Origin of the sequence: Spiroplasma endosymbiont of Dromius quadrimaculatus, from assembly GCF_964031155.1 — a bacterium.
Classification (GTDB): domain Bacteria; phylum Bacillota_I; class Bacilli_A; order Mycoplasmatales; family Nriv7; genus Nriv7.
Genome location: NZ_OZ035010.1, coordinates 464489 through 484490, shown reverse-complemented (window position 1 = coordinate 484490; position 20002 = coordinate 464489). Strand labels below are relative to the sequence as shown.

Sequence of the window (20002 nt, the reverse complement as noted above, 5' to 3'; positions counted from 1 at the left end):
ATAATAAGAAAGGAAATAACGAAATGAAAAAACTTTTAGAATTACTAGGAACAATCGCTATTTCTAGCAGTGCCTTGCCAACTATAATTGCTACTAGTCCTTATCAAAAACAAGAAAAAATAAAATCAAATGTTGAAATTAAATATCGACAAGAAAATAATTTAGAAACTTTAAATAGAAATAAAAGATTTAATAATATAATAACTAATTTAGGTCAACTAGATCTAGATGGTAGTGATGATGACATTAAAAAAATTGCAGACAGATTTAAAGAATATAATGCTCGTTTTGGAAGTTTTGTAATTTTTAGCACTACAATAATTTCAGAAAATTCAGCCACAATAAATTGTAATATAAATAGTGTAATAGATAATGTTACTGTAAATTTTAATGTAAAAATGGAAATGGATAAAGAAGTTATAAAGTTGGGAGTATTGCCAAATAATAACAATGAAACAATATTAAATATGTTTATTTATTGAAATCCTTTATTAAAACAAGTAAAAAAAACAAAAATTACAGTTACTAATATAACTGACACAAGTGCAACAATTAATTATTATGAAGGTAAAAAAATATATAAATCGTTTAAAGTAAGATTTAATATCGAAGGTTTAACTATTGAAACTCAATTTGGTAATTCTGTATACTCTGAAAATTTGGATGAAATATATTTAGGTCAAATATCATCAGATCAAGATCTTAGTGCTAAAACATTAATTAATAAAATAAAAACCAGCCATATTTTTGGTTTAGAATTATATCAATTTTCTTTAGAATATTTTACAGAAGATCATGCAATGTTAAAAGTAATATATATTAATTACGATACTAAAAAGCTATCAATTAGTTATATAAAAGTGAGTTATAAATTTTTAAAAAAAGAAAATCAAAGAAATAATTTAAATATAATAAATTTAGGCATTGTAGAATCTAATACCTCTGAAAACATAACAAATAGGTTGTGTGAAGTCGCGAAAGAGATGTGTTCAAATGAAATAAATGTAGAAAATATTACAAGAAATCAAGCAAGAATAAGATATTATTCAAGAAGAGCAAATTCAAACAGATATTTTGTAAGAACTAGATATGTATCTTTTAGCTCCAGAAGAACAAATATAGCTTCAGTTATTCGAAATACAAATTTAGGAAATTTAGTTAATTCTGAGCCAGAAACAATTTTAAGACATCTTAGAGAAATAAATAGAGATACTTTAACAGGAGATTTACTAACAGAAAATAATTTAAGAGTTGTAAATATTCGCTCTCTTGATAATTCTTATTGAGCAACAATAATACCTTCACCAAATAATTCATTTGGAAACAGAGTTAACTTTGACTATTTTGGACATGTTTTTGTTAGATTTAATGTTATAACAACAAATGATAGTGGAATTTCGCCAGAACCACCAAATAAAAAACAGAAAATTGATAATCAAGAAAATCAAGATTTTATGGAAAGCGGAGCATCAACGGGCATTAATATAAATAGCATTAATCGAAATTTAGGAAATATAGAATATATTTCTACTAATAGAATAACGCAAAGATTTCGAGAAGAAAATAATAATTTAAATAACTACACCATAAATATTGAAAATTATACAAATAATAGTGCGGTAGTAAATGTCGTTGGAATAAATACAAATAATTTTCATTCATTTGATGTTAGTTTTATTATTAATAATAATTTACAATCAGAAAATGATATAGAAAATACTGATTTAGGTTATATTGATAATAATAATCGTGATATAATTATAAGAGAGTTTCGTGAACAAAATAATTTAACACATATTAATTCAAATTCATTTAAAGTAACATATATAACTGAAGATTTAATAATAATAGAAGTTAATGATAGAAATATAAATTATTTTGATTCTTGAGAAGTAACTTTTAATACAAGAGAGGAAAATGTTGTTCAACAACTTCCTAATAATTTTGATTTAGGAGAAATAACTAATAATAATCCTAATACAATAATAAATATGTTTATACAAAGAAATAATTTATCAAATATAAATTTAGAACAACTAAATATTTTAAATATTACAAATAATAGTGCAATAATAGAAGTTAATGATAGAAATATAAATTATTTTGGAAGAACTAGAATTAATTTTCATACTAATATTCATACATTAAATTCTATAATTAGAAATACACATTTAGGAGAAATTCTTTCTATTGTTATTGGCAATCATCTTACTCCCACCAGACAACAAATTATAAATAGAATTTTTCAGTTAAATGAAAACAATAATATAAACCATAATGAAATAATATTTACTGAAATTTATGATTCAAGGGCTAGATTTTATTCAACTAACCCGCACATCATCGGACATGTAGAAGTTGATTTTAATTTTATTAACAATGAAAATGAAGAAGAATGTGCTGATCCAATATCAGTGACTTATAATAATGAATTTTTGAATTCATGTTTAAATAAAAATAAAACTGAAAGAAGTTCATCAAATAATTTACAATGTAATAACGCAAACACTCTTTATTATGATGAAAATAATGATTATTTTAAAGTAATAGGTAAGTCTGGCCATGATAGAGTTGAACTTAAATTATCATTAAAAACTGCTGTTGCTATTTGAAAATTTGTTCAAGGACATAGTAAAGAAGAAATCAAAAAATATTTAAAAAATTTAATACAAAAGGTTAATCAAAAAAATGAAACATGGGCTGGCGGAAATATTTTAGAAGAAGATAGAAAACTTATGGAAAATTTGATTTATGATGGTTATTTAAATTTTCATAGTGAATTATTAAAATGAGTTGAAAATATAAATGATAATAAAAATTCTAATATTAAAAATGATTCAATGTTTGTTAGAACATGAAGAGCTTATAATTGAAAAGATTTAGGAAATTCTCAAAATAGTGCTTTTTATATTAGTAAAGAAAGTAAAGGAGAAAATGATAATAATTTTAATGCTCTTAATGAATTAAGAACTAGTAAAAATAATCAAAATCAAAATAATTGTTTAAATAAAAATAATCCTATTTTTGAAAAGGATAATGATTATTTTAAAGTAATAGGTAAGTCTGGCCATGATAGAGTTGAACTTAAATTATCATTAAAAACTGCTGTTGCTATTTGAAAATTTGTTCAAGGACATAGTAAAGAAGAAATCAAAAAATATTTAAAAAATTTAATACAAAAGGTTAATCAAAAAAATGAAACATGGGCTGGCGGAAATATTTTAGAAGAAGATAGAAAACTTATGGAAAATTTGATTTATGATGGTTATTTAAATTTTCATAGTGAATTATTAAAATGAGTTGAAAATATAAATGATAATAAAAATTCTAATATTAAAAATGATTCAATGTTTGTTAGAACATGAAGAGCTTATAATTGAAAAGATTTAGGAAATTCTCAAAATAGTGCTTTTTATATTAGTAAAGAAAGTAAAGGAGAAAATGATAATAATTTTAATGCTCTTAATGAATTAAGAACTAGTAAAAATGATGAAATTTTAAATAACCATCATAAATATAATTTACAAGAAAAAATTAACATTTCTAATGTTTTAATTTCATTTCCATTAAATTTTAATATTAAAAATATGGAAGATTTGAATGAAAACAAATTATTATCAGCAATAAAATTAAATTTTTTAGAGCAATTAAAAAAAATTGATAAATCTTTAACACAAAATGATTTTAAAATTAATATTTTTGAACATAAACAAATAAATTTAATTCAACAAAATAATGGTAACTGAATACGCGTAATGAATATTGATAATGAAGAAATTTTAAGAAATACAAATGTTTTAGAACATTTAACAACATGTCCAAAAAAACATTTAACAATTAATATAACTGGTAAACAGAAAACAACTGGTAAAACTCTTTATTTTACATTTTGTTTAAATTAAATATAAAAAAGCTTTTAATTTTATAGAAAACTCTTGATGAAGATTATCAATTTAAAATATAGAAACAATTCAAATATTACAAAAAGATAATTTATTGCTAAACGAAATTATTATCAATGAAGACAATAGTATAACTTTTAATGGGAAAACGGTTTTATCATCAATAAAAAATGGTAAGCCTGAATTAATTCTAAAAAATTACTTTTAATTTTAAGAGTAATAACTTTATTTGGAACAAGTACAACAATTTAATTTCTTGTGAAAAATAAGAAAAATATTCAAACCAGTAATTTTAATTACTGGTTTTTATTTTGTCGAAATAGGAAAAATGAAAAAATTGTTTAGTTATTACGGATTTTCAATTTTAATTTCAAAGTTACTTGTATTTCTTAATGTATAATCTATTGTATTATCATCGCTATTGTCTCAAGTTTCTAACTTTGTACTTTGTACTTTGATTGTTATTTTTTTATTAATTATTCAAAGCTCATGTGGCTTTATATTAGGACCGTTAGGGTCAGTTATTTTTTGCCCATATGTAGTTATTAATTTTGTAATTTTATCTTGTTTATCTTGTTTATTGTAAAATTCTTTTGTAAATAGGAAAATAAGTTTGTTTAAATTTTTTAATTCTGGTAATTTTTTATTTAGATTGATATTGTCTTTTTGATACATGTTAATCTCTCCAACTCTATTTTTATCTCTTAAAAGATGAAAATATACTTTTTCTAAGTTTTTGATTTCAAAATTATAAATTTTATCTTTTTTATTGTTATCTTCATTTTTTTGTTCTACTGGTTCATTTGCTTTTTTAGAACAGCTAACTATTGGTAATATTGTTAATGTGGAAAGAGCTATTGTATTTAAAATTTTCATTATTTTAACTCCTTTATTTTTTCAATATATATATATATATATATATATATATTATACAAAAATTCGTAAAATCATTAGAAAAATGGCAAAACCGATTAAAAATTGAAAGGTATAGTAAAAGGCCGGCACTGTTTTAAAAACTGGAAAAATGGCAGTTGAAAAGTTAACTGTTGCTTTTGCAATGATTGCTAACGGTCGTAAAATCGTAATGATTTGTGACGCTGTCAACATTCAGTTTAGCATTTTAATACTAGCATTCTGAATGGCACAACCAATATCATTAAAAGTTGGTATTCATCGCCCTGAATATTTGCAATTCGCCGGCGGAATTAGGTCATCTCATTCTGAATTGGTGGAACCATCAGGAATAAAGGCCGTGGAATTTAAGACATTAAAGTCATAAATTTTAAAATTGTAGTTAGAGATATTACTTTTGTGATAAAGTGGAAAAGTTAAGGTAAAAATATTAATACCATAACGAATATCAATATCGGTATTTAGATAATTAATACTGTTAGCAGTTTTGGTGGTGGTTGGTAAGACAATGAGTTTATTATCATAGGATTTAAGGACATTAAAATCAATTTGGTAGATATTATATTGTTTTTTAACCGCATCGTAATTCTCTTGATGTGTTTTTTTATCAAAAGTAAAGAAATAACTTCTTAGTAGTAATTCTGAATTACCAGTAACATTGATTAAATATTTTTTGGGATAAAAGGTAATTAACGAACGATAAAAGAAACCAATTTGAATAAAGTAATCTTTGTTGTAGTTATCTATGCCCTTAAAATCAATTTCGGTATATGTTTTTTCGTCCATATCAAAAGTAGCATAAAATAAACTGGCAAAGAAGTTACCAAGGATTTCGTAGATTTCATCAAAAACATTTTTGTAATCGCTGTTGTTAATACTAGGAATGTTGTTTTTAAAATAAAGGTAAATGTCATTTCGTAAGTCGGGGTCGTATCTCAAAAAACTAAATTTAACATTAAGATAATTTAAGGTACCAAAAAGATACTTAATTAGGTAATAATCGTTAGCATTTGCAGTGTCATATTTTCAGATTTCACTTTCATCGTGTAGTAATTGTAAATAATTATTTCCAGCAATTAGGGTTTTGTTAAAAGCTTTAATTTTTAAAGCATTATTATTAATTTCATTTTTATTATTAGAAGTTTTGTGATAAAAATAGCTTTCGTTTTTAAAACCGTGATTTTTAATGGTAAATTCTTTATAATAACCTTTTTCTAAGGTGACAATGAAATTAAATACTGGTGTTCAATAAAGATAAGAGTAATTGAATTTGTCAAAATCACCACGATGAATCATTAAATAGTCAAGATTATCAATAACATCACTGTATTTATGGTTACCGTCAAAGCTAATAGTTGCTGTTGGTAATTCAATGTCGGTACTATCTTTTTTAATTTCAATTTCAAAATTACTTGTATTTCTTAATGTATAATCTATTGTATTATCGCTATTGTCTCAAGTTTCTAACTTTGTGCTTTGTGCTTTGATTGTTATTTTTTTATTAATTATTCAAAGCTCATGTGGCTTTATATTAGGACCGTTAGGGTCAGTTATTTTTTGCCCATATGTAGTTATTAATTTTGTAATTTTATCTTGTTTATCTTGATTATTGTAAAATTCTTTTGTAAATAGGAAAATAAGTTTGTTTAAATTTTTTAATTCTGGTAATTTTTTATTTAGATTGATATTGTCTTTTTGATACATGTTAATCTCTCCAACTCTATTTTTATCTCTTAAAAGATGAAAATATACTTTTTCTAAGTTTTCGATTTCAAAATTATAAATTTTATCACTTTCTCTTTTATTTCTAATTAGTTGTGCTGTTGTTTTGTCATTGTTAATGTTTTGTGGAATAGTAAAAATGTTATTGAAACTAATAGTTAGCACGGTAAATATTTTCATAAACATTTTTATTACTCCTTTTTAAAATATTTTATTTTTCGTTGTTCTTTTAGTTTTAATCTTTTTTAATATAAAACGAATTAAGCAGTTTACTATTTCTGTTATGGTTACTCATACTAATGAATAACCTATAATCATTAACTTACCAATTGCTCCAAAATTTTTAATAAATTGTTGCAAATTTTCAATATCTGTATGTAACAATAAAACTATACTTAAAGATATGAATATAATGTAATTAAGTATTATTCATCAATATTTTTTTAAAGAATTAATGACTTTGTTTAGTTTTATTTTTCAAAGCTCTTTTTGCTTTAATTTTTTGAATAATCAAGCGGATTAATTTTTCAAATTTAATTGCAAAATATATTGCTCCGCCTCATCAAAAAACAAATACTCCTGCTAGCATAATACCACTATTGAATTTACCAAAGAATTTAACCATCTCTTCATTCATAAATTTATTAAATTCATCACTTGTTCCGGTTATTCATTTAGCATCGATTACTGTTAATGCACAAATTAATAAGCTTATAAAGATAAAAATGATACTTAATACTATTTTTAGCCACTGTTTTTTAAAATAATTTTTAATTCTTAATTTTAATGGTATTTTTTCTTTTGAATTATCTTTTTTAAATAATTTTCCTAAAAGTTTTTTCATCTTAATTTTCCTTTCCTGTTTAAAAATTTTTAATTTTTGGTTTTCAATTATTAAGTCTGATATTTGATTAATATGAATAGTATTTCACTTTTCTAGTTCTAAAATTTCTTTATTTTTTTCCATTATTATGTATTTAAGAGTATTAACACTATTTTCTAATATGACATTAACAATTTTTAATTTATCATTCTCTATTTCTAATTCTTGTTTTTTAGTTCATTTTTCCATTTTTTACCTACCTTTAATTACAATAAATAAGGCAATAAGTACACAAGTGACACCAAGAATGGTAAAAATTGGGTGTTGCGAAAATGTTCGTGCCATTGGTTTAAATAGTTCTAAAATTGTTAAATTGCTAGTAATAAATTTTTGGAAATTGGCAAGGCCTTCGCTAATATAATTCGTTAAAGTTTCAAAATGACTACCAGCTAAAAGTCCAAGAACAGTTATTAAGATAAAAATAATAATTAGTTTGAACATATTTATTTACTCTTTTGATTTCACGATTTGAAATTTTTATTTTGTCTAACTGTGGTAATTTGACCACTTTTTTTGTGGTGAAAATTACCAATTTGTTTGTCTTGTTTGTTGATTCTAGCGGATATCTCTTGGTGGTGTTTTTTAACTTTTCCTCACGCACTTAACCGCCCACTATTTTTAACGGCATATCGGCGTTCTCGCTCTAAATTAACTTGTTGACTACCAAATCCAAGAATAATTGCCATAAGAAATTCTACAGCGAGTGTTAAGAATAAAGGAAATATCAGTTGAATATTCGTTCCCGGCACTTCTAAACTTCAAATTAAGTCAAAAACTTTATAAAGCATTTGAGCGAGAAAGTCGGCCATTTTTGCGAGATTTTCCATTTTTTATTATTCCTTTCATAGAGTAAAATTTTAAAATTTTTAAAAGGTGCTTGAACTCTTGTATATAAGATATTTGAGTTTTTATTTGGTTTTACACCAATGGCAATTTTTTTCTGAATTATGATTGTTGTTGGAATTGCACTGATAATGAAACAAAAATATAAATAAAACTTAACTTAATTTAATTAATGTCCAAATAATAATTGTCGCTAATAAAAACAGAGTTAACCGTTATTCTTCTTTCATCTTTCTTAAAAATTTGCTAAATTTATCCATTTTTAAATATTCCAAGTCTTCTAAATCAATTGCTGTGTCAGTATAGTATTTATCTTCATAGTCAGAATTTACTTTTGAATTTAAGTAATCTCTTAAAAACGCTAGGTAAAAAGAATTGTAAGTGTTAAGTATTGGTAGAGGAATTTTTAGTTTAAAAAAATAAATATCAAGTTCAGGAATATCGCGATATTTAATGCGACGACCCTTTTTACTATTTTTAGCATCAATTAAAGTGTTTCGTCAGCGTTCATATTCTTCAATGCTCGTAAAGGTACCATAGATGACTTTTAAGTAGGGGCGAAAAATATTAACAGGTTTTTTGCGAATGCCAACAATCACATTATTGGCAATATCACGAACTTTAACTCAAATATGTTTATCTCTTTGACCACTAGCGAGAACAATATGACCGAAATGGCGTGCCAGGGCAAAATACTCTTGAATACCGGTTTCTTCGTTTTTGGTATTATTTTTTTCTCAATCAGTACCTTCAAGAAATAAATTGGTTTCATCTCATAAAAGTAAGGTTTTGTCTGGCAATACCGGATAATCAAAGTCTAATAATCCCATATGTCCTAAACTTAATTTTTGAGTTTCTAGTAATGGAAAGGTTGATGCGATATGATATTTTTTCTTTTTTAGTAATTTTGATGCATATACTAGAAAAGCAGTTTTTCCAGTTCCTAATGAACCAATCACAATATTTAATGGTGAATTTTTTAAGAAATTAATAACTTTGTTAATTTGTGTTAAATTACCGATTTTAAAAAGAAAAATTAAAATACAACCTGCTAAAAATAAATAGCTTACAATGTTTTTAAAATAACCGTTGTAAATATATCAAATTGCTCCGCAATGTCATAAAATTAAAAATGAGGTGCGATTCAATTCAATAAAATGGTTATTTTTTTCTATTATTCATTTGCAAAATTTCATCTTGCACCTCACTTTATTTTTTTGTTAGCGCACCGCTCCAAGTAATTTTTCAAACATTTTAAAGCAAATAAAGAATATTGCCAAAATAAATGGAAAAATGAATATTCAGTAGTCAGCAAAGAAGTTACCGACTTGTGGCATATTAACAGCAATAATTTCTCACATTTTAGTAAACGCTGTTATAATCGCATTTCATAATTTAGTCATCGCGTCGCTAGCTGTTATCTTTGTTACTGCGGGCGCATCGGCCAAGAAAGTTCCAATCATATAATCACCCCCTTTCTCTTTAAAACATTCATCATTTATATTCAAAGTTTTTCTTAAATTTGTTAAAACCACGGTTAACCTTAACACGATTATATTTTTTCCTAATTAATTTTGAATTTCTTTGGGAATGCATCACAATGTAACTTCTTGACATTACTTTTGCCTCTATCTAAATACTGATATGGTTTTTCAAAGTAACATGAGAATAAATCACACCATAATTGCTGTTAAGAATCAAAAAGCAATATTTGCTATTAAAAGCCAAAGTGTTTTTTGGGTTAAATCAATTTCTTTACCACCAGTAATGTGAGCCGGAATAGTTGTAATTTGAATAAATAAATCTCAGAAAGTTTGTTTAATTTGCTCTCAATTAAATTCCTTTAAGTTTATTGTCATTTTTTATCTCCCAAAAATCATTTTTATTGGTAAATACATAATTGAAATTAATGCGAAAAGAAAAGTAATGATAATAATTAATCCGGCAATAAACGCAACTTGTGCAGGCATTTTTTCTATCGGAACAAACAGTTTTAAGAATTCCATAATAATTTCTCAAAACATTATTTTTTATTCTCATTATTTTCTTTTGAATTAGGAGCTTTAACTCATTCTTCAAAGCGAGCAATAAATACTTTCTCGTCTTTTGTGAAATTACCAGTATTATTTTTAATGGCATTTTTATATTTAATTCTAATTTTTATTTTGGCATAAATTTTATAAGCAAAATATGCCAATAACATTATGCAAATGATAATAAATATTATTCCAATCGCAATATTCATTTTTAAGCTCCTTTAAAATAGTTATAATTTATATCTTTTTTGTTGTTTTCTTTTTCGGCAATGAAGAAACCCAACAATTCTTGCCCTTTAATTAACTTAGTTTCTTGCTCTTGTTGATTAATTGAAATTACTTGATATTTACTATCTTTTATTATTCCAATGCAAATTGAATTTTCGTATTTTCCTTTATAAACAAATCGCTTTGGAAACCAAATGCCGATTTGTTTATTAAATCATGGAATTTTTGGGGCTTTAATAAGCATTGCGTTTTGTGTTTCTTTTAAGAGATATTTTTTAGTATTTAAGAAAATGTTTTCAATGTTTTTCATAGTAAATTACCTTTCTTATGGATAAACTAAGTTATATTAACTAAGTTAGTTAACTTAGTTTTTTAAACACTTATATATCGCAGATTTAAGTGTTTAACAAGCTTTGTTAGTAAATTTTATTTTTTAATTAGATAAAGATTTTAATAATTTTAAACTTAGTATATCCCCTATATAGAAATTTCTACACTTTAACATCCGCATCCTACCCTTGGAACTAATTTAATAGCGTGTATATTTTTAGGAAATCCACCCATTCATTTTTTTATTGCAAAACGAAACAAATTGCTATAGCTAATAGGGTGTTATCTATCAACTGGTAAACTTCTTTTGGTTATGGCGACCACCCACAATTTATCGTGCTTTAATACATACCAACATTATTAATTCACTTGTATTTAATTTTCAAAGAACAAATTTTAACACCTTATAAAATAAAAAGACAATCATTGCTGACTGTCCTTAATACTTATTCAAACCTTTTCCCACCTAACAAAACTTTATGCGTCCTTTAAAAATATTATTTAAAAAATTAATCACCTTAAATAAACTTAATTACAAATATTTTATCGTTCCAACACTTGTGGTATTTTAATTCAAACTGTTTCGTTATTTTGAATCTTGTCCTATAATATCCTTTAAAAATTCATTTCATTTTTGTTGTTCTACTAATTGTGATTGCTTAATGACAAAACCATCATTAACGAAAACCTCAGTATCATTATTTTGTTGTTGTGGTGTTGTTATATCCTTTAAAAATTCATTTCATTTTTGTTGTTCCAATGCACTACTCTCATAATGAAAAATATTATTAAAATCAATTAATTCACTATCTTGCGAATTAACCGCTTTTAATTTTGAAAAACTGCCATATTTACCACCACATTTTAACAACAGATCATACTTTTCACCAGTTGCAAGATCTAACGGCGTTTTACCTTCAAAATTCTCAATATTAGTATTAGCATCACGAAATAATAACATTTTAATAACAGTAATATTATTAGCATAATGCAGTAAAGTATTACCAAAACTATCTTGTGCATTAACATTAGGATAACTTCCTAGTAATAATTTAATAACATCAGCATTAACATCAGTAGAATTTTCTAGTAATAATTTAATAATAGCAGCATTAACATCAGTACAATTTTCTAGTAATAATTTAATTGCATCCCTACTAGCATTAACACTATTGCCTAGTAATAATTTAATAATATCAGCACTCTTACTTTTAGGAATTGATTTTATTAAATTATTGTCAATATTAGAATTAGCACCATTTTCTCTTAATAACTTAATAATATCAGAATTCCTAGTTTTCTGAATTGGTCTAATGCCTTTATTATTGACAGCATTAACATCAGCACCATATGCAATTAAAATTTTAATATTAGCAAAATTTTTAGCTCGATGTAATGGGGTCTCACCCAAACTATTTTTAATATTAATATTAGCACCTAATTCTAAAATTATTTTTAAGGATTCGATTGCAGATTTATTATTTTTAAACCTTCACCCTAACAATTTTTCATTAATAATCTTAGGGAAATCATCAAATAAAGAAATTTTATCTAATTTTAAAATTTTATAAATGCGATTTGTAGTAGCAATAATTTTAAAATCTGCTGATTTTTTTTATATTCTACTAATGAAATAATAAAACTATTAAAGTCTTGTTTGATTTCCAAACCTCTTTCTTTAGAAAATCTAGTAATAAACTTTTGCAATTTATTTTTAGTTTCATTTGCGATCAACAAATTATAAAGTTCATCAAATTGCATTTTAGTATTTATTGTTATTATTTGTGATATCATTTCAGGAACCTTTATGATTCTTTTGGCAACAAAAATTATAAAAATATTTTCATTCATTTTTTAATATCCTCTCTAATTTAAATTTATAAACAAAATAAAAAAATAACAAAATCTTATATAAACTTGTTATTTTTGCTTTTAAGTTACAATACCATAACTTAATATTAATCAATTATGCAATAAAAATTGTTAAAATTATGAATTATTTTTAACTAATTGTAAAGATGCCTCTAAATCTTGAAAAACGCGATGCGATTCATTAGCATTTACTAAAAATGTTTGTTGCTGTTTTTCTAAAAAGTTATCAATTAATTTTAACACCATCACCGGATCAGTTTGTTTACTTTCTAAATCTAATCATAATTGCTCTAATTCAATTTTAAAGTTATAAGCAATATTAATGGCTTTAGCAATAATAACATTAGCATTTTGATTAGCATTATTAATAATTTCATTTTGTTTAATATGCAAATTTCTTTGCAAATCATTAATATATTTTTCTAAAGTATAAATTCGTTGTTTTAAAATATTATTTTCTTGTTTTAATTTATCAATCACCATTTGTTTCTCATTCAATATATAATCTCTGGAATAATTCATAATCATCACCTACTAAAATCATAACATAAAAAATAGACACCAATTATGTCTATTAAATATTTATTTTACATAAAAATCTCTGATCGCTAAAATAATAACTATTAAAAATTTTCATTACTAATAAAAACATAAGCACAAGCATCAATTTTTTGAGCTTTACCTTGCAAAGTATAAATAACGCCACCTAAAAACTCTAAAGTACGTTTGCGATCAATTGGTGATAAATTTGCAACATTAACAATTAAATTTTCACCAGCAACTAAACGGTCTGCTAAAGCAACAACTTGAGCATAAGCTTCTAATTCATATTCTAATAATGGTTTTGTTAAATTCTCATCAACTGCTAATGACTGCACAGTAGGACTTAAATCATTATCTTGAAGTCTCATTGTTGAATGCAACTCTGACAATACTGGATTAGAATGAATGTCATCATTTTGAACTAATATTGCTGATTTTTTTTGTCTTCTTTTGAACATCATTATCGCCCTCTTAAAAATGGTGGTAAATCATCATCATTACTTAATTCCTCTTGTAAACCATCTGGTGATGGTTTAAAATTACCAACTCGTTGCGGTTTATAAATAACATTTCGTTCTTGCAACTGATCATTTTCATAACCAAAATTAGACAAATTTTCTGCTCCTACGGGGCGAAATCTTTTTAATCGTGCTTCTTCAATAACCTGAGGATTAGCTTTCTCAATTTGTCTTTCATCAAAACCAGTAGCAATAACCGTAACAATCATCTCATCATCTAAATGTTCGTTCACAGCAACACCAAAAATAATATTTACTTCACTACCAGCAGCTTGACGAACAATATCAACAGCATCATTAGCATCAAATAATGACATAGTATTACCACCTGTAACATTCACAATCGCATTTTGAGCCCCTTTAATTGATGCTTCCAATAATGGTGAAGAAATCGCTTTATTAGCAGCCTCAATAGCTTTATTTTCACCAGTGCCAATACCGATACCAAATAAAGCACTACCCTTACTTTCAATAACTGTTTTAACATCAGCAAAATCTAAATTAATTAACGCGGGAACAGCAATTAAATCAGTAATTGTTTGTACTCCTTGTCGTAAAATATTATCAGTTTCATTAAATGATTCTGTTAAAGGCACACCACCAATTACTTGCAATAACTTATCATTAGAAATAATTATTAATGAATCAACATGCTTTCTTAATTCTTCAATACCTTGAACAGCATAAGAACTTCTTAAACGACCTTCAAAAGTAAATGGTCTTGTAACAATCGCAATTGTTAAAGCACCCAAATCTTTAGCAATTCGGGCAATAATTGGTGCAGCTCCCGTACCAGTTCCACCACCCATCCCAGCGGCAATAAAAACCATATCAGAATTTTCTAACATCTTTTTAATTTCCGGTTCAGTTTCAATTGCTGCTTGCTTACCAATTTCTGGATTAGCACCTGCTCCTAAACCTTTAGTTAATTGTTTGCCTAAAATAATCTTTTCACGAGCTTTAGAAACGCTTAATACTTGAGCATCAGTATTTGCAACAATGAAATCAACACCTTGAACTCCTGCCTCAATCATGCGATTAACAGCATTGTTTCCAGCTCCACCAACACCAATTACTTTAATATGAGCTACTTGATCATATTGTTCTAGTTGAGTATCATTATTCATTTCTCTTCATCTCCTCTTTATGAATTAAACCGGCAAATATTACTAATACTTATGAACATAATCTAACTTATGATCCTTAGGTATGTTCGGATATTGTGGTTCTCTACTTATTCTATCAATTGAAAATACTTTTTCAATAGTATTTTTGTTTAATAAGTGTTGATAATAAGCATTACCAATAAGTCCTGACCAAATTTCATCATTAGCACCAATAATATTAGAATTATAAAACCGTAATGATGCTAAATTACTATTTTTATTAATATAATTAACAAAACCAGCAATCTTCATTACTTCACCCAAAAACACAATTGGCAAATTTCTTGCTTTCAAAATATGTGCCAAATGCTCCGTAATTTTAATTAAAACTGCCTCAACACGACTAATAATAATATTTTTTAATGTTTGATGACTATACTCCAAATATTTCTTTTTCTCATAATCATATTTAGAGTAAATAATCTTATTATCCAAAAAATTATTATCAATATTAATAATTTTATGTAAATAGTCTTCAGCAACATCTCATGGACATTGCAAAGCATATTGTAAATCAGCAATAAGATTTTTAAACCCATAATCAATAATATTTAAATCATATAGTGTTTCTTTAGCAAAAATACTTACTTGCGTATTATCATAATTTCAATCAATAATAATTGCTCCATCTTGTAATTCTTTGCGAGAAACTGTTGCTCAAGCATGACAAAAAGGCATTAAAACTAAAGATAACAACTCTAATTTACTATAATTTATTGCTTCTAAATGTGAATTATAAACTTCTTTTTTAATTGTATAAACTAACGAATTAACCGCAACACTTGTTGCTAACTCATCAATTGGCGGGTATGGTAGCTTTTTCTGCCCATTAACAATAAATTTATATGGTCGTGTCAAACAAATAACTTCATCATTAGCAAGAGAAATATTTTTACTCATTGCAATCAAATTACTAATATCTTCATTAGTAATCCGATGTTGTTTGCGATTAATTTCAATTATTGCTTGTCCCTGACGAATAGTTAAACCATTACTTACTAAATTCAAAGCCACGCGTTTAATTTGAATTGCTAATTGCAAATTAGCCTTTTTAACCATCATATTAATAAGTTTACCGACAATTTTAGGTTCTAATACAACACCATTATCACAAAAATTACCATTTTGCATATGATTAAACAAAACATTAAACTGTGATTTATGATAACTAAAAACCATAAATTTAATGCGTTTAGTATCTATTTCAATAACTGCATAAAGCTCTTGATTAATCACTAACAATACCTTCCTTAAATTTTTCTGATTGCCCTTAATTTAGCACTACGAGCACGAGAATTTTCTTGAATTTCTTGCTCACAAGGCGAAACAGCTTTTTTAGTTAATAATTCAAAACTAGGGTCCCATTTGATTGAGATTGGTAATTTAGATAATAATGGATCAAATTTAGGAACTACTTGTTCTTTAAATAATGTTTTAACAATCCGATCTTCCAAAGAATGAAAACTAATAACCACAAGCACCCCTTTTGATTTTAATAGTTGCAAAGATTGCTTTAACGAAACTCGCAAACTATCTAATTCATCATTAACGGCAATTCTTAATGCTTGAAATGTCTTTCTGGCTGGATGTTTAGCCTTTTTTAAAATTTTCATTGGTAAGGCACTCTTAACAATATCAACAAGTTGTAATGTTGTTATAATTTTACTATTTTCACGATATTTTACAATAGCTCGTGCTATTGTTCTTGCAAACTTTTCTTCACCATAAATTCATAAAATATTAACAATATCTTCAAAACTTCAATTATTAACAATAACTTCTGCCGATAGCGTTTGGTTTTGATCCATTCGCATATCTAAAGGACCATCTTGATGATAACTAAATCCTCGCTCTGCTTCATCTAATTGTGGTGATGATACTCCTAAATCATAAATAATACCATCAACTTGTAAAATATTTCTTAATTGTAATTCTTTCTTTAAATGACGAAAATTAGTGGCAATAATTTCATAATTATGAAATTTATTTAATATCACTTTAGCATCAACAATTGCTTGTTTATCTTGTTCTAAACAATATAATTTTCCAGTTGTTAACTTTTCTAAAATTTTCTCACTATGTCCTGCCCTTCCTAAAGTACAATCCACATAAATACCATCAGATTTAATATTTAATAAGTCTAGGGTTTCTGACAATAAAACTGGTTTATGTTTTAACATTAATTTTTCTCCTCAATATTCATTATTAAATTTTGAGCAGATTGTTCTAAATTATTTTCAGCATTTACTAAATAATTTTCTCAGGCCTTAATGTCTCAAATTTCTATTTTATTGGCAAGTCCAATAATCATAACTTCCTTCTTAATATTAGCTAATATTAATAAATTTGCCGGAAGATTAATTCTTCCAACTTTATCAATATTAAGTTCTAAAGAATTAGCAAAAATTTGTCGTTGTAAGATACGACTATCCTTTAAACCTTCTGAACTTAATAAAATTTGCTCTTGTCATTTAATAAACACATCATACGCTCTTAATACTAAACAACCATCAAATCCTTTAGAAATGACTACTTGTTCACCTAGTTTACTACGAAAGCGTGTCGGAACTATAATTCTGCCTTTATCATCAAGACTATGTTTAAATTGTCCTAACAGCATATTATAACCCACTTTCTCCCACTAGTAAACACATTATATTCCTAATTAACAAGTTTTTCAATAAAATTTAACACAATTTATTAAAAATTTTAAAAAAAGCACTGCTATTATAAGCAATGCTCTTTTTTTATCATTTGAAATTAAATACAAATTTTACTCACCAATTTTAACTGCTTCTTTGCCTTTGTAATAACCACATTCTTTACAAACACGATGGGGCTTAATATTTGCACCACAATTAGTACAACTAACTAATGTTGGATGTCATAACTTAAAATGTGTTCTTCTTTTCGCTTTTCTTGTTTTTGATATACGTCGAAACGGAACTGCCATTATTTATCCTCCTTAATACTTTCTAATTTCAATTTTTTTAAGGGCATTCAACGACTATCTTGTTCTAAAGAATTATAAACTTCTTTTTCAGTAATAAATTGTCATTTCTTACCTTTCTTACATATTTTAACATCTTTTACTGTTAAATTGATAGGGGTTATTGCAAATATTTCATCTCACAAATACTTATCTAAATAAAATATTTTTTCATTAATAATATAGTTTAAATTACAATTAAAATAATCAAAACCATACTCATCCTTTCAATTTCATTCATTAGTTCAACTAAAAGGTTGTAAACTTAAAGCACACAATAATGTTATCGTTACTGTCACTTGCACATCAATAATTAATGAATTAACTTGTGAGTTATAAACTATTGTCCCTTTAAGATGCGCATAATTAACTTCTTTAATATGACTATTACTAGCTCTTATCACTTCGGGATTAATCGTAATAACATTATCCAAATTAATAACTGGATTATTTTTTAAATAACTTTGTGAATATTTCACTACTCTTCCTCACTTTTTTTGCACTATTTAATTTTAAATAAGAACGATATTTTTTTCAAGTCATAATTAATATTGGGATTGATATCAAAGCTGAAATTGGTGCTACCAAACCTAAAAATAAAAAATAATAATGAGCATTTTTAGTTACCAAAGCAACGAAATAACCAACAATAATACAAGGTATAAAAACAATTATTGAACGAAGCGCCGAAAAAAATAATGACATCTTAGGACGACTAATTGATTGATAAAAAATAATCCCAACATATGGCACAACAACTGTTGGATAAACTAAATAACTTAACAAGAAATATCACCGATAAGTCGTATCAACATTAGAAATAAATAGACTTAACATTTCATTACCAAAAATACCAATAATTAATTCGGTAATTATTAATATTAAAAATTGCACTAAAATTATCCTTTTAAGAATATCCCAAATCCTTTGATAATCTTTAGCACCATAAGAATAAGATAATAATGCCCTTCCGCCTTGACTAACACCAATTAAAGGAGAATCAGTTAACGCAATTCATGGCGCAATCCCAGCAAATAACTGTACAACTCATGGAACAGTAAAACCCGGCCGAGGTAATTCACTACTTAACATTGAAACAAAAAAATTAGATAGTGCTGATGTCACAGCAACTGAAATATTAATAAATAATGGTGTCATTCCGATAGTAATAATATTATATAAAATCGTTTTTTCAATTTTCAAATCTTCTCAATAAATTTTTAACTTTGATTTCGGATCTAAATAGATAACTAATAATGCAAAAACAATATTTCAAAATCACGAAATAACTGTCGCAATCGCTGCCCCTTCTAATCCTAATTTACCATAAACCATTAATACAATATCTAAAACAACATTAACAATTACTGAAGTAAAAATAATAATTGTTGCTCAAAAACCTTGACCTTCAGATCTTAATAAATTAATTAAAAAATTACTTAATAATACAAAAAATAAAAAGAAAATAAACCACTTCGTATAACCAACTGCCAACTGCAAAGTAATTTTATATACTTCGGGATTTGTCATTTGCGAATTTTTTGATTGCAAAGCAATTAGCGGTTCATTAGTAAATACTAAAATTGGTGTTAAAACAATAGCAACAATAATCATTAAAGAAATTCCATTACCAATAGTTCGTGATATTAATGGATTATTTCTTTCCCCATAAGCAATACCAAACCTTGTTGATGTCCCAATAGCAATAAATAAACTAAACGCTGTCAATAAACCAATTGTTGAAGAAGAATATTGGGTTGCTACATTAATAATATTTCGAGCTAACATTTGTAAATTATTTTGTTCAATTAAAGGATTATTTTCTAAAAATGTACTAATAACATAACTATCAGCAAATTGTAATGCTAAAAACTTATCAATCAAATTATATGTTGACATAATAATCATAATTATAACCGTTGGCAAGCACATAAAAAATATTGCTTTTCAAGGATTATAATTACGAATTACTATTTCTCTTTTTGTCAATTGTAATTCATCATCATTTTTAAAATTATCATTAATTATTGTTTTCATTTTTATACCTTTCTAGTTAAT

General features: G+C 25.6%; 25 protein-coding genes. 1 reads left to right on the top strand and 24 read right to left on the bottom strand.

All coding sequences use genetic code 4. The annotated features are described in order from the left end of the window. Positions 1–23 precede the first annotated feature (23 nt). Positions 24–3902: a hypothetical protein gene (locus AAHM88_RS02810; RefSeq protein WP_342263191.1), complete on the top strand. Its 3879-nt coding sequence runs from the start codon at positions 24–26 to the stop codon at positions 3900–3902. 348 nt (positions 3903–4250) lie between these two features. On the opposite strand, the gene AAHM88_RS02805 is transcribed toward AAHM88_RS02810, so the two are convergent. From AAHM88_RS02805 to AAHM88_RS02690, 24 genes are all read right to left on the bottom strand, one after another. Further along, positions 4251–4778 carry a hypothetical protein gene (locus tag AAHM88_RS02805; protein ID WP_342263190.1) on the bottom strand — a complete coding sequence of 176 codons (528 nt, stop codon included), beginning with the start codon at positions 4776–4778 and terminating at the stop codon, positions 4251–4253. A gap of 51 nt (positions 4779–4829) precedes the next feature. Next, the gene (locus AAHM88_RS02800) at positions 4830–6722 is read right to left on the bottom strand and encodes a hypothetical protein (RefSeq protein ID WP_342263189.1); all 1893 of its coding nucleotides are present in this window, start codon (positions 6720–6722) and stop codon (positions 4830–4832) included. Between the two features lie 15 nt (positions 6723–6737). After that, complete coding sequence (locus tag AAHM88_RS02795; protein ID WP_342263188.1) at positions 6738–6920, bottom strand: hypothetical protein; 183 nt, start codon at positions 6918–6920, stop codon at positions 6738–6740. Between the two features lie 67 nt (positions 6921–6987). Beyond that, the gene (locus tag AAHM88_RS02790; RefSeq protein ID WP_342263187.1) at positions 6988–7608 is read right to left on the bottom strand and encodes a hypothetical protein; all 621 of its coding nucleotides are present in this window, start codon (positions 7606–7608) and stop codon (positions 6988–6990) included. A gap of 3 nt (positions 7609–7611) precedes the next feature. Then, entirely contained in the window at positions 7612–7860 is a 249-nt protein-coding gene (locus AAHM88_RS02785) for a hypothetical protein (protein ID WP_215826579.1), read from the bottom strand. A 2-nt stretch (positions 7861–7862) separates the two neighbouring features. Then, positions 7863–8246 (bottom strand): hypothetical protein, encoded by a 384-nt coding sequence (locus AAHM88_RS02780; RefSeq protein WP_342263186.1) that lies wholly within the window; start codon positions 8244–8246, stop codon positions 7863–7865. A gap of 231 nt (positions 8247–8477) precedes the next feature. After that, positions 8478–9458, bottom strand: a complete 981-nt coding sequence (locus AAHM88_RS02775) for a hypothetical protein (RefSeq protein ID WP_342263185.1) — start codon at positions 9456–9458, stop codon at positions 8478–8480. Positions 9459–9482: 24 nt separating this feature from the next. Then, positions 9483–9725: a hypothetical protein gene (locus AAHM88_RS02770; protein ID WP_342263184.1), complete on the bottom strand. Its 243-nt coding sequence runs from the start codon at positions 9723–9725 to the stop codon at positions 9483–9485. 19 nt (positions 9726–9744) lie between these two features. Beyond that, on the bottom strand, positions 9745–9879 hold the full coding sequence (locus AAHM88_RS02765; RefSeq protein ID WP_338968593.1) for a hypothetical protein: 135 nt from the start codon (positions 9877–9879) through the stop codon (positions 9745–9747). Between the two features lie 11 nt (positions 9880–9890). Beyond that, positions 9891–10121: a hypothetical protein gene (locus AAHM88_RS02760; RefSeq protein ID WP_342263183.1), complete on the bottom strand. Its 231-nt coding sequence runs from the start codon at positions 10119–10121 to the stop codon at positions 9891–9893. 3 nt (positions 10122–10124) lie between these two features. Next, positions 10125–10286 (bottom strand): hypothetical protein, encoded by a 162-nt coding sequence (locus AAHM88_RS02755; RefSeq protein WP_338982040.1) that lies wholly within the window; start codon positions 10284–10286, stop codon positions 10125–10127. Next, positions 10286–10507, bottom strand: a complete 222-nt coding sequence (locus AAHM88_RS02750; protein WP_342262239.1) for a hypothetical protein — start codon at positions 10505–10507, stop codon at positions 10286–10288. Before AAHM88_RS02750 ends, AAHM88_RS02755 begins: the two co-directional genes overlap by 1 nt. 2 nt (positions 10508–10509) lie before the next feature. Continuing rightward, entirely contained in the window at positions 10510–10836 is a 327-nt protein-coding gene (locus AAHM88_RS02745; RefSeq protein WP_338982362.1) for a hypothetical protein, read from the bottom strand. Between the two features lie 606 nt (positions 10837–11442). After that, complete coding sequence (locus AAHM88_RS02740; protein ID WP_342263182.1) at positions 11443–12360, bottom strand: ankyrin repeat domain-containing protein; 918 nt, start codon at positions 12358–12360, stop codon at positions 11443–11445. 53 nt (positions 12361–12413) lie between these two features. Beyond that, positions 12414–12707 carry a hypothetical protein gene (locus tag AAHM88_RS02735; protein ID WP_342263181.1) on the bottom strand — a complete coding sequence of 98 codons (294 nt, stop codon included), beginning with the start codon at positions 12705–12707 and terminating at the stop codon, positions 12414–12416. Positions 12708–12845: 138 nt separating this feature from the next. Further along, positions 12846–13250, bottom strand: a complete 405-nt coding sequence (locus AAHM88_RS02730) for a hypothetical protein (RefSeq protein ID WP_342263180.1) — start codon at positions 13248–13250, stop codon at positions 12846–12848. A 101-nt stretch (positions 13251–13351) separates the two neighbouring features. Then, positions 13352–13732: a cell division protein SepF gene (locus AAHM88_RS02725; protein ID WP_342263179.1), complete on the bottom strand. Its 381-nt coding sequence runs from the start codon at positions 13730–13732 to the stop codon at positions 13352–13354. Next, entirely contained in the window at positions 13732–14916 is a 1185-nt protein-coding gene (ftsZ, locus tag AAHM88_RS02720; protein WP_342263178.1) for a cell division protein FtsZ, read from the bottom strand. The genes AAHM88_RS02725 and ftsZ overlap by 1 nt, the downstream gene beginning before the upstream one ends. A 42-nt stretch (positions 14917–14958) precedes the next feature. Further along, entirely contained in the window at positions 14959–16191 is a 1233-nt protein-coding gene (locus AAHM88_RS02715; protein ID WP_342263177.1) for a hypothetical protein, read from the bottom strand. Between the two features lie 14 nt (positions 16192–16205). Continuing rightward, positions 16206–17135, bottom strand: coding sequence for a 16S rRNA (cytosine(1402)-N(4))-methyltransferase RsmH (rsmH, locus tag AAHM88_RS02710; protein ID WP_342263176.1), 930 nt, complete (start codon positions 17133–17135; stop codon positions 16206–16208). Continuing rightward, entirely contained in the window at positions 17135–17575 is a 441-nt protein-coding gene (mraZ, locus tag AAHM88_RS02705; RefSeq protein ID WP_342189441.1) for a division/cell wall cluster transcriptional repressor MraZ, read from the bottom strand. Before mraZ ends, rsmH begins: the two co-directional genes overlap by 1 nt. Positions 17576–17728: 153 nt before the next feature. After that, on the bottom strand, positions 17729–17908 hold the full coding sequence (rpmF, locus tag AAHM88_RS02700) for a 50S ribosomal protein L32 (RefSeq protein ID WP_338967155.1): 180 nt from the start codon (positions 17906–17908) through the stop codon (positions 17729–17731). Beyond that, positions 17908–18423, bottom strand: coding sequence for a hypothetical protein (locus tag AAHM88_RS02695; RefSeq protein ID WP_342263175.1), 516 nt, complete (start codon positions 18421–18423; stop codon positions 17908–17910). Before AAHM88_RS02695 ends, rpmF begins: the two co-directional genes overlap by 1 nt. Further along, positions 18392–19981 (bottom strand): MATE family efflux transporter, encoded by a 1590-nt coding sequence (locus AAHM88_RS02690; RefSeq protein ID WP_342263174.1) that lies wholly within the window; start codon positions 19979–19981, stop codon positions 18392–18394. The genes AAHM88_RS02695 and AAHM88_RS02690 overlap by 32 nt, the downstream gene beginning before the upstream one ends. Positions 19982–20002: the final 21 nt, after the last annotated feature.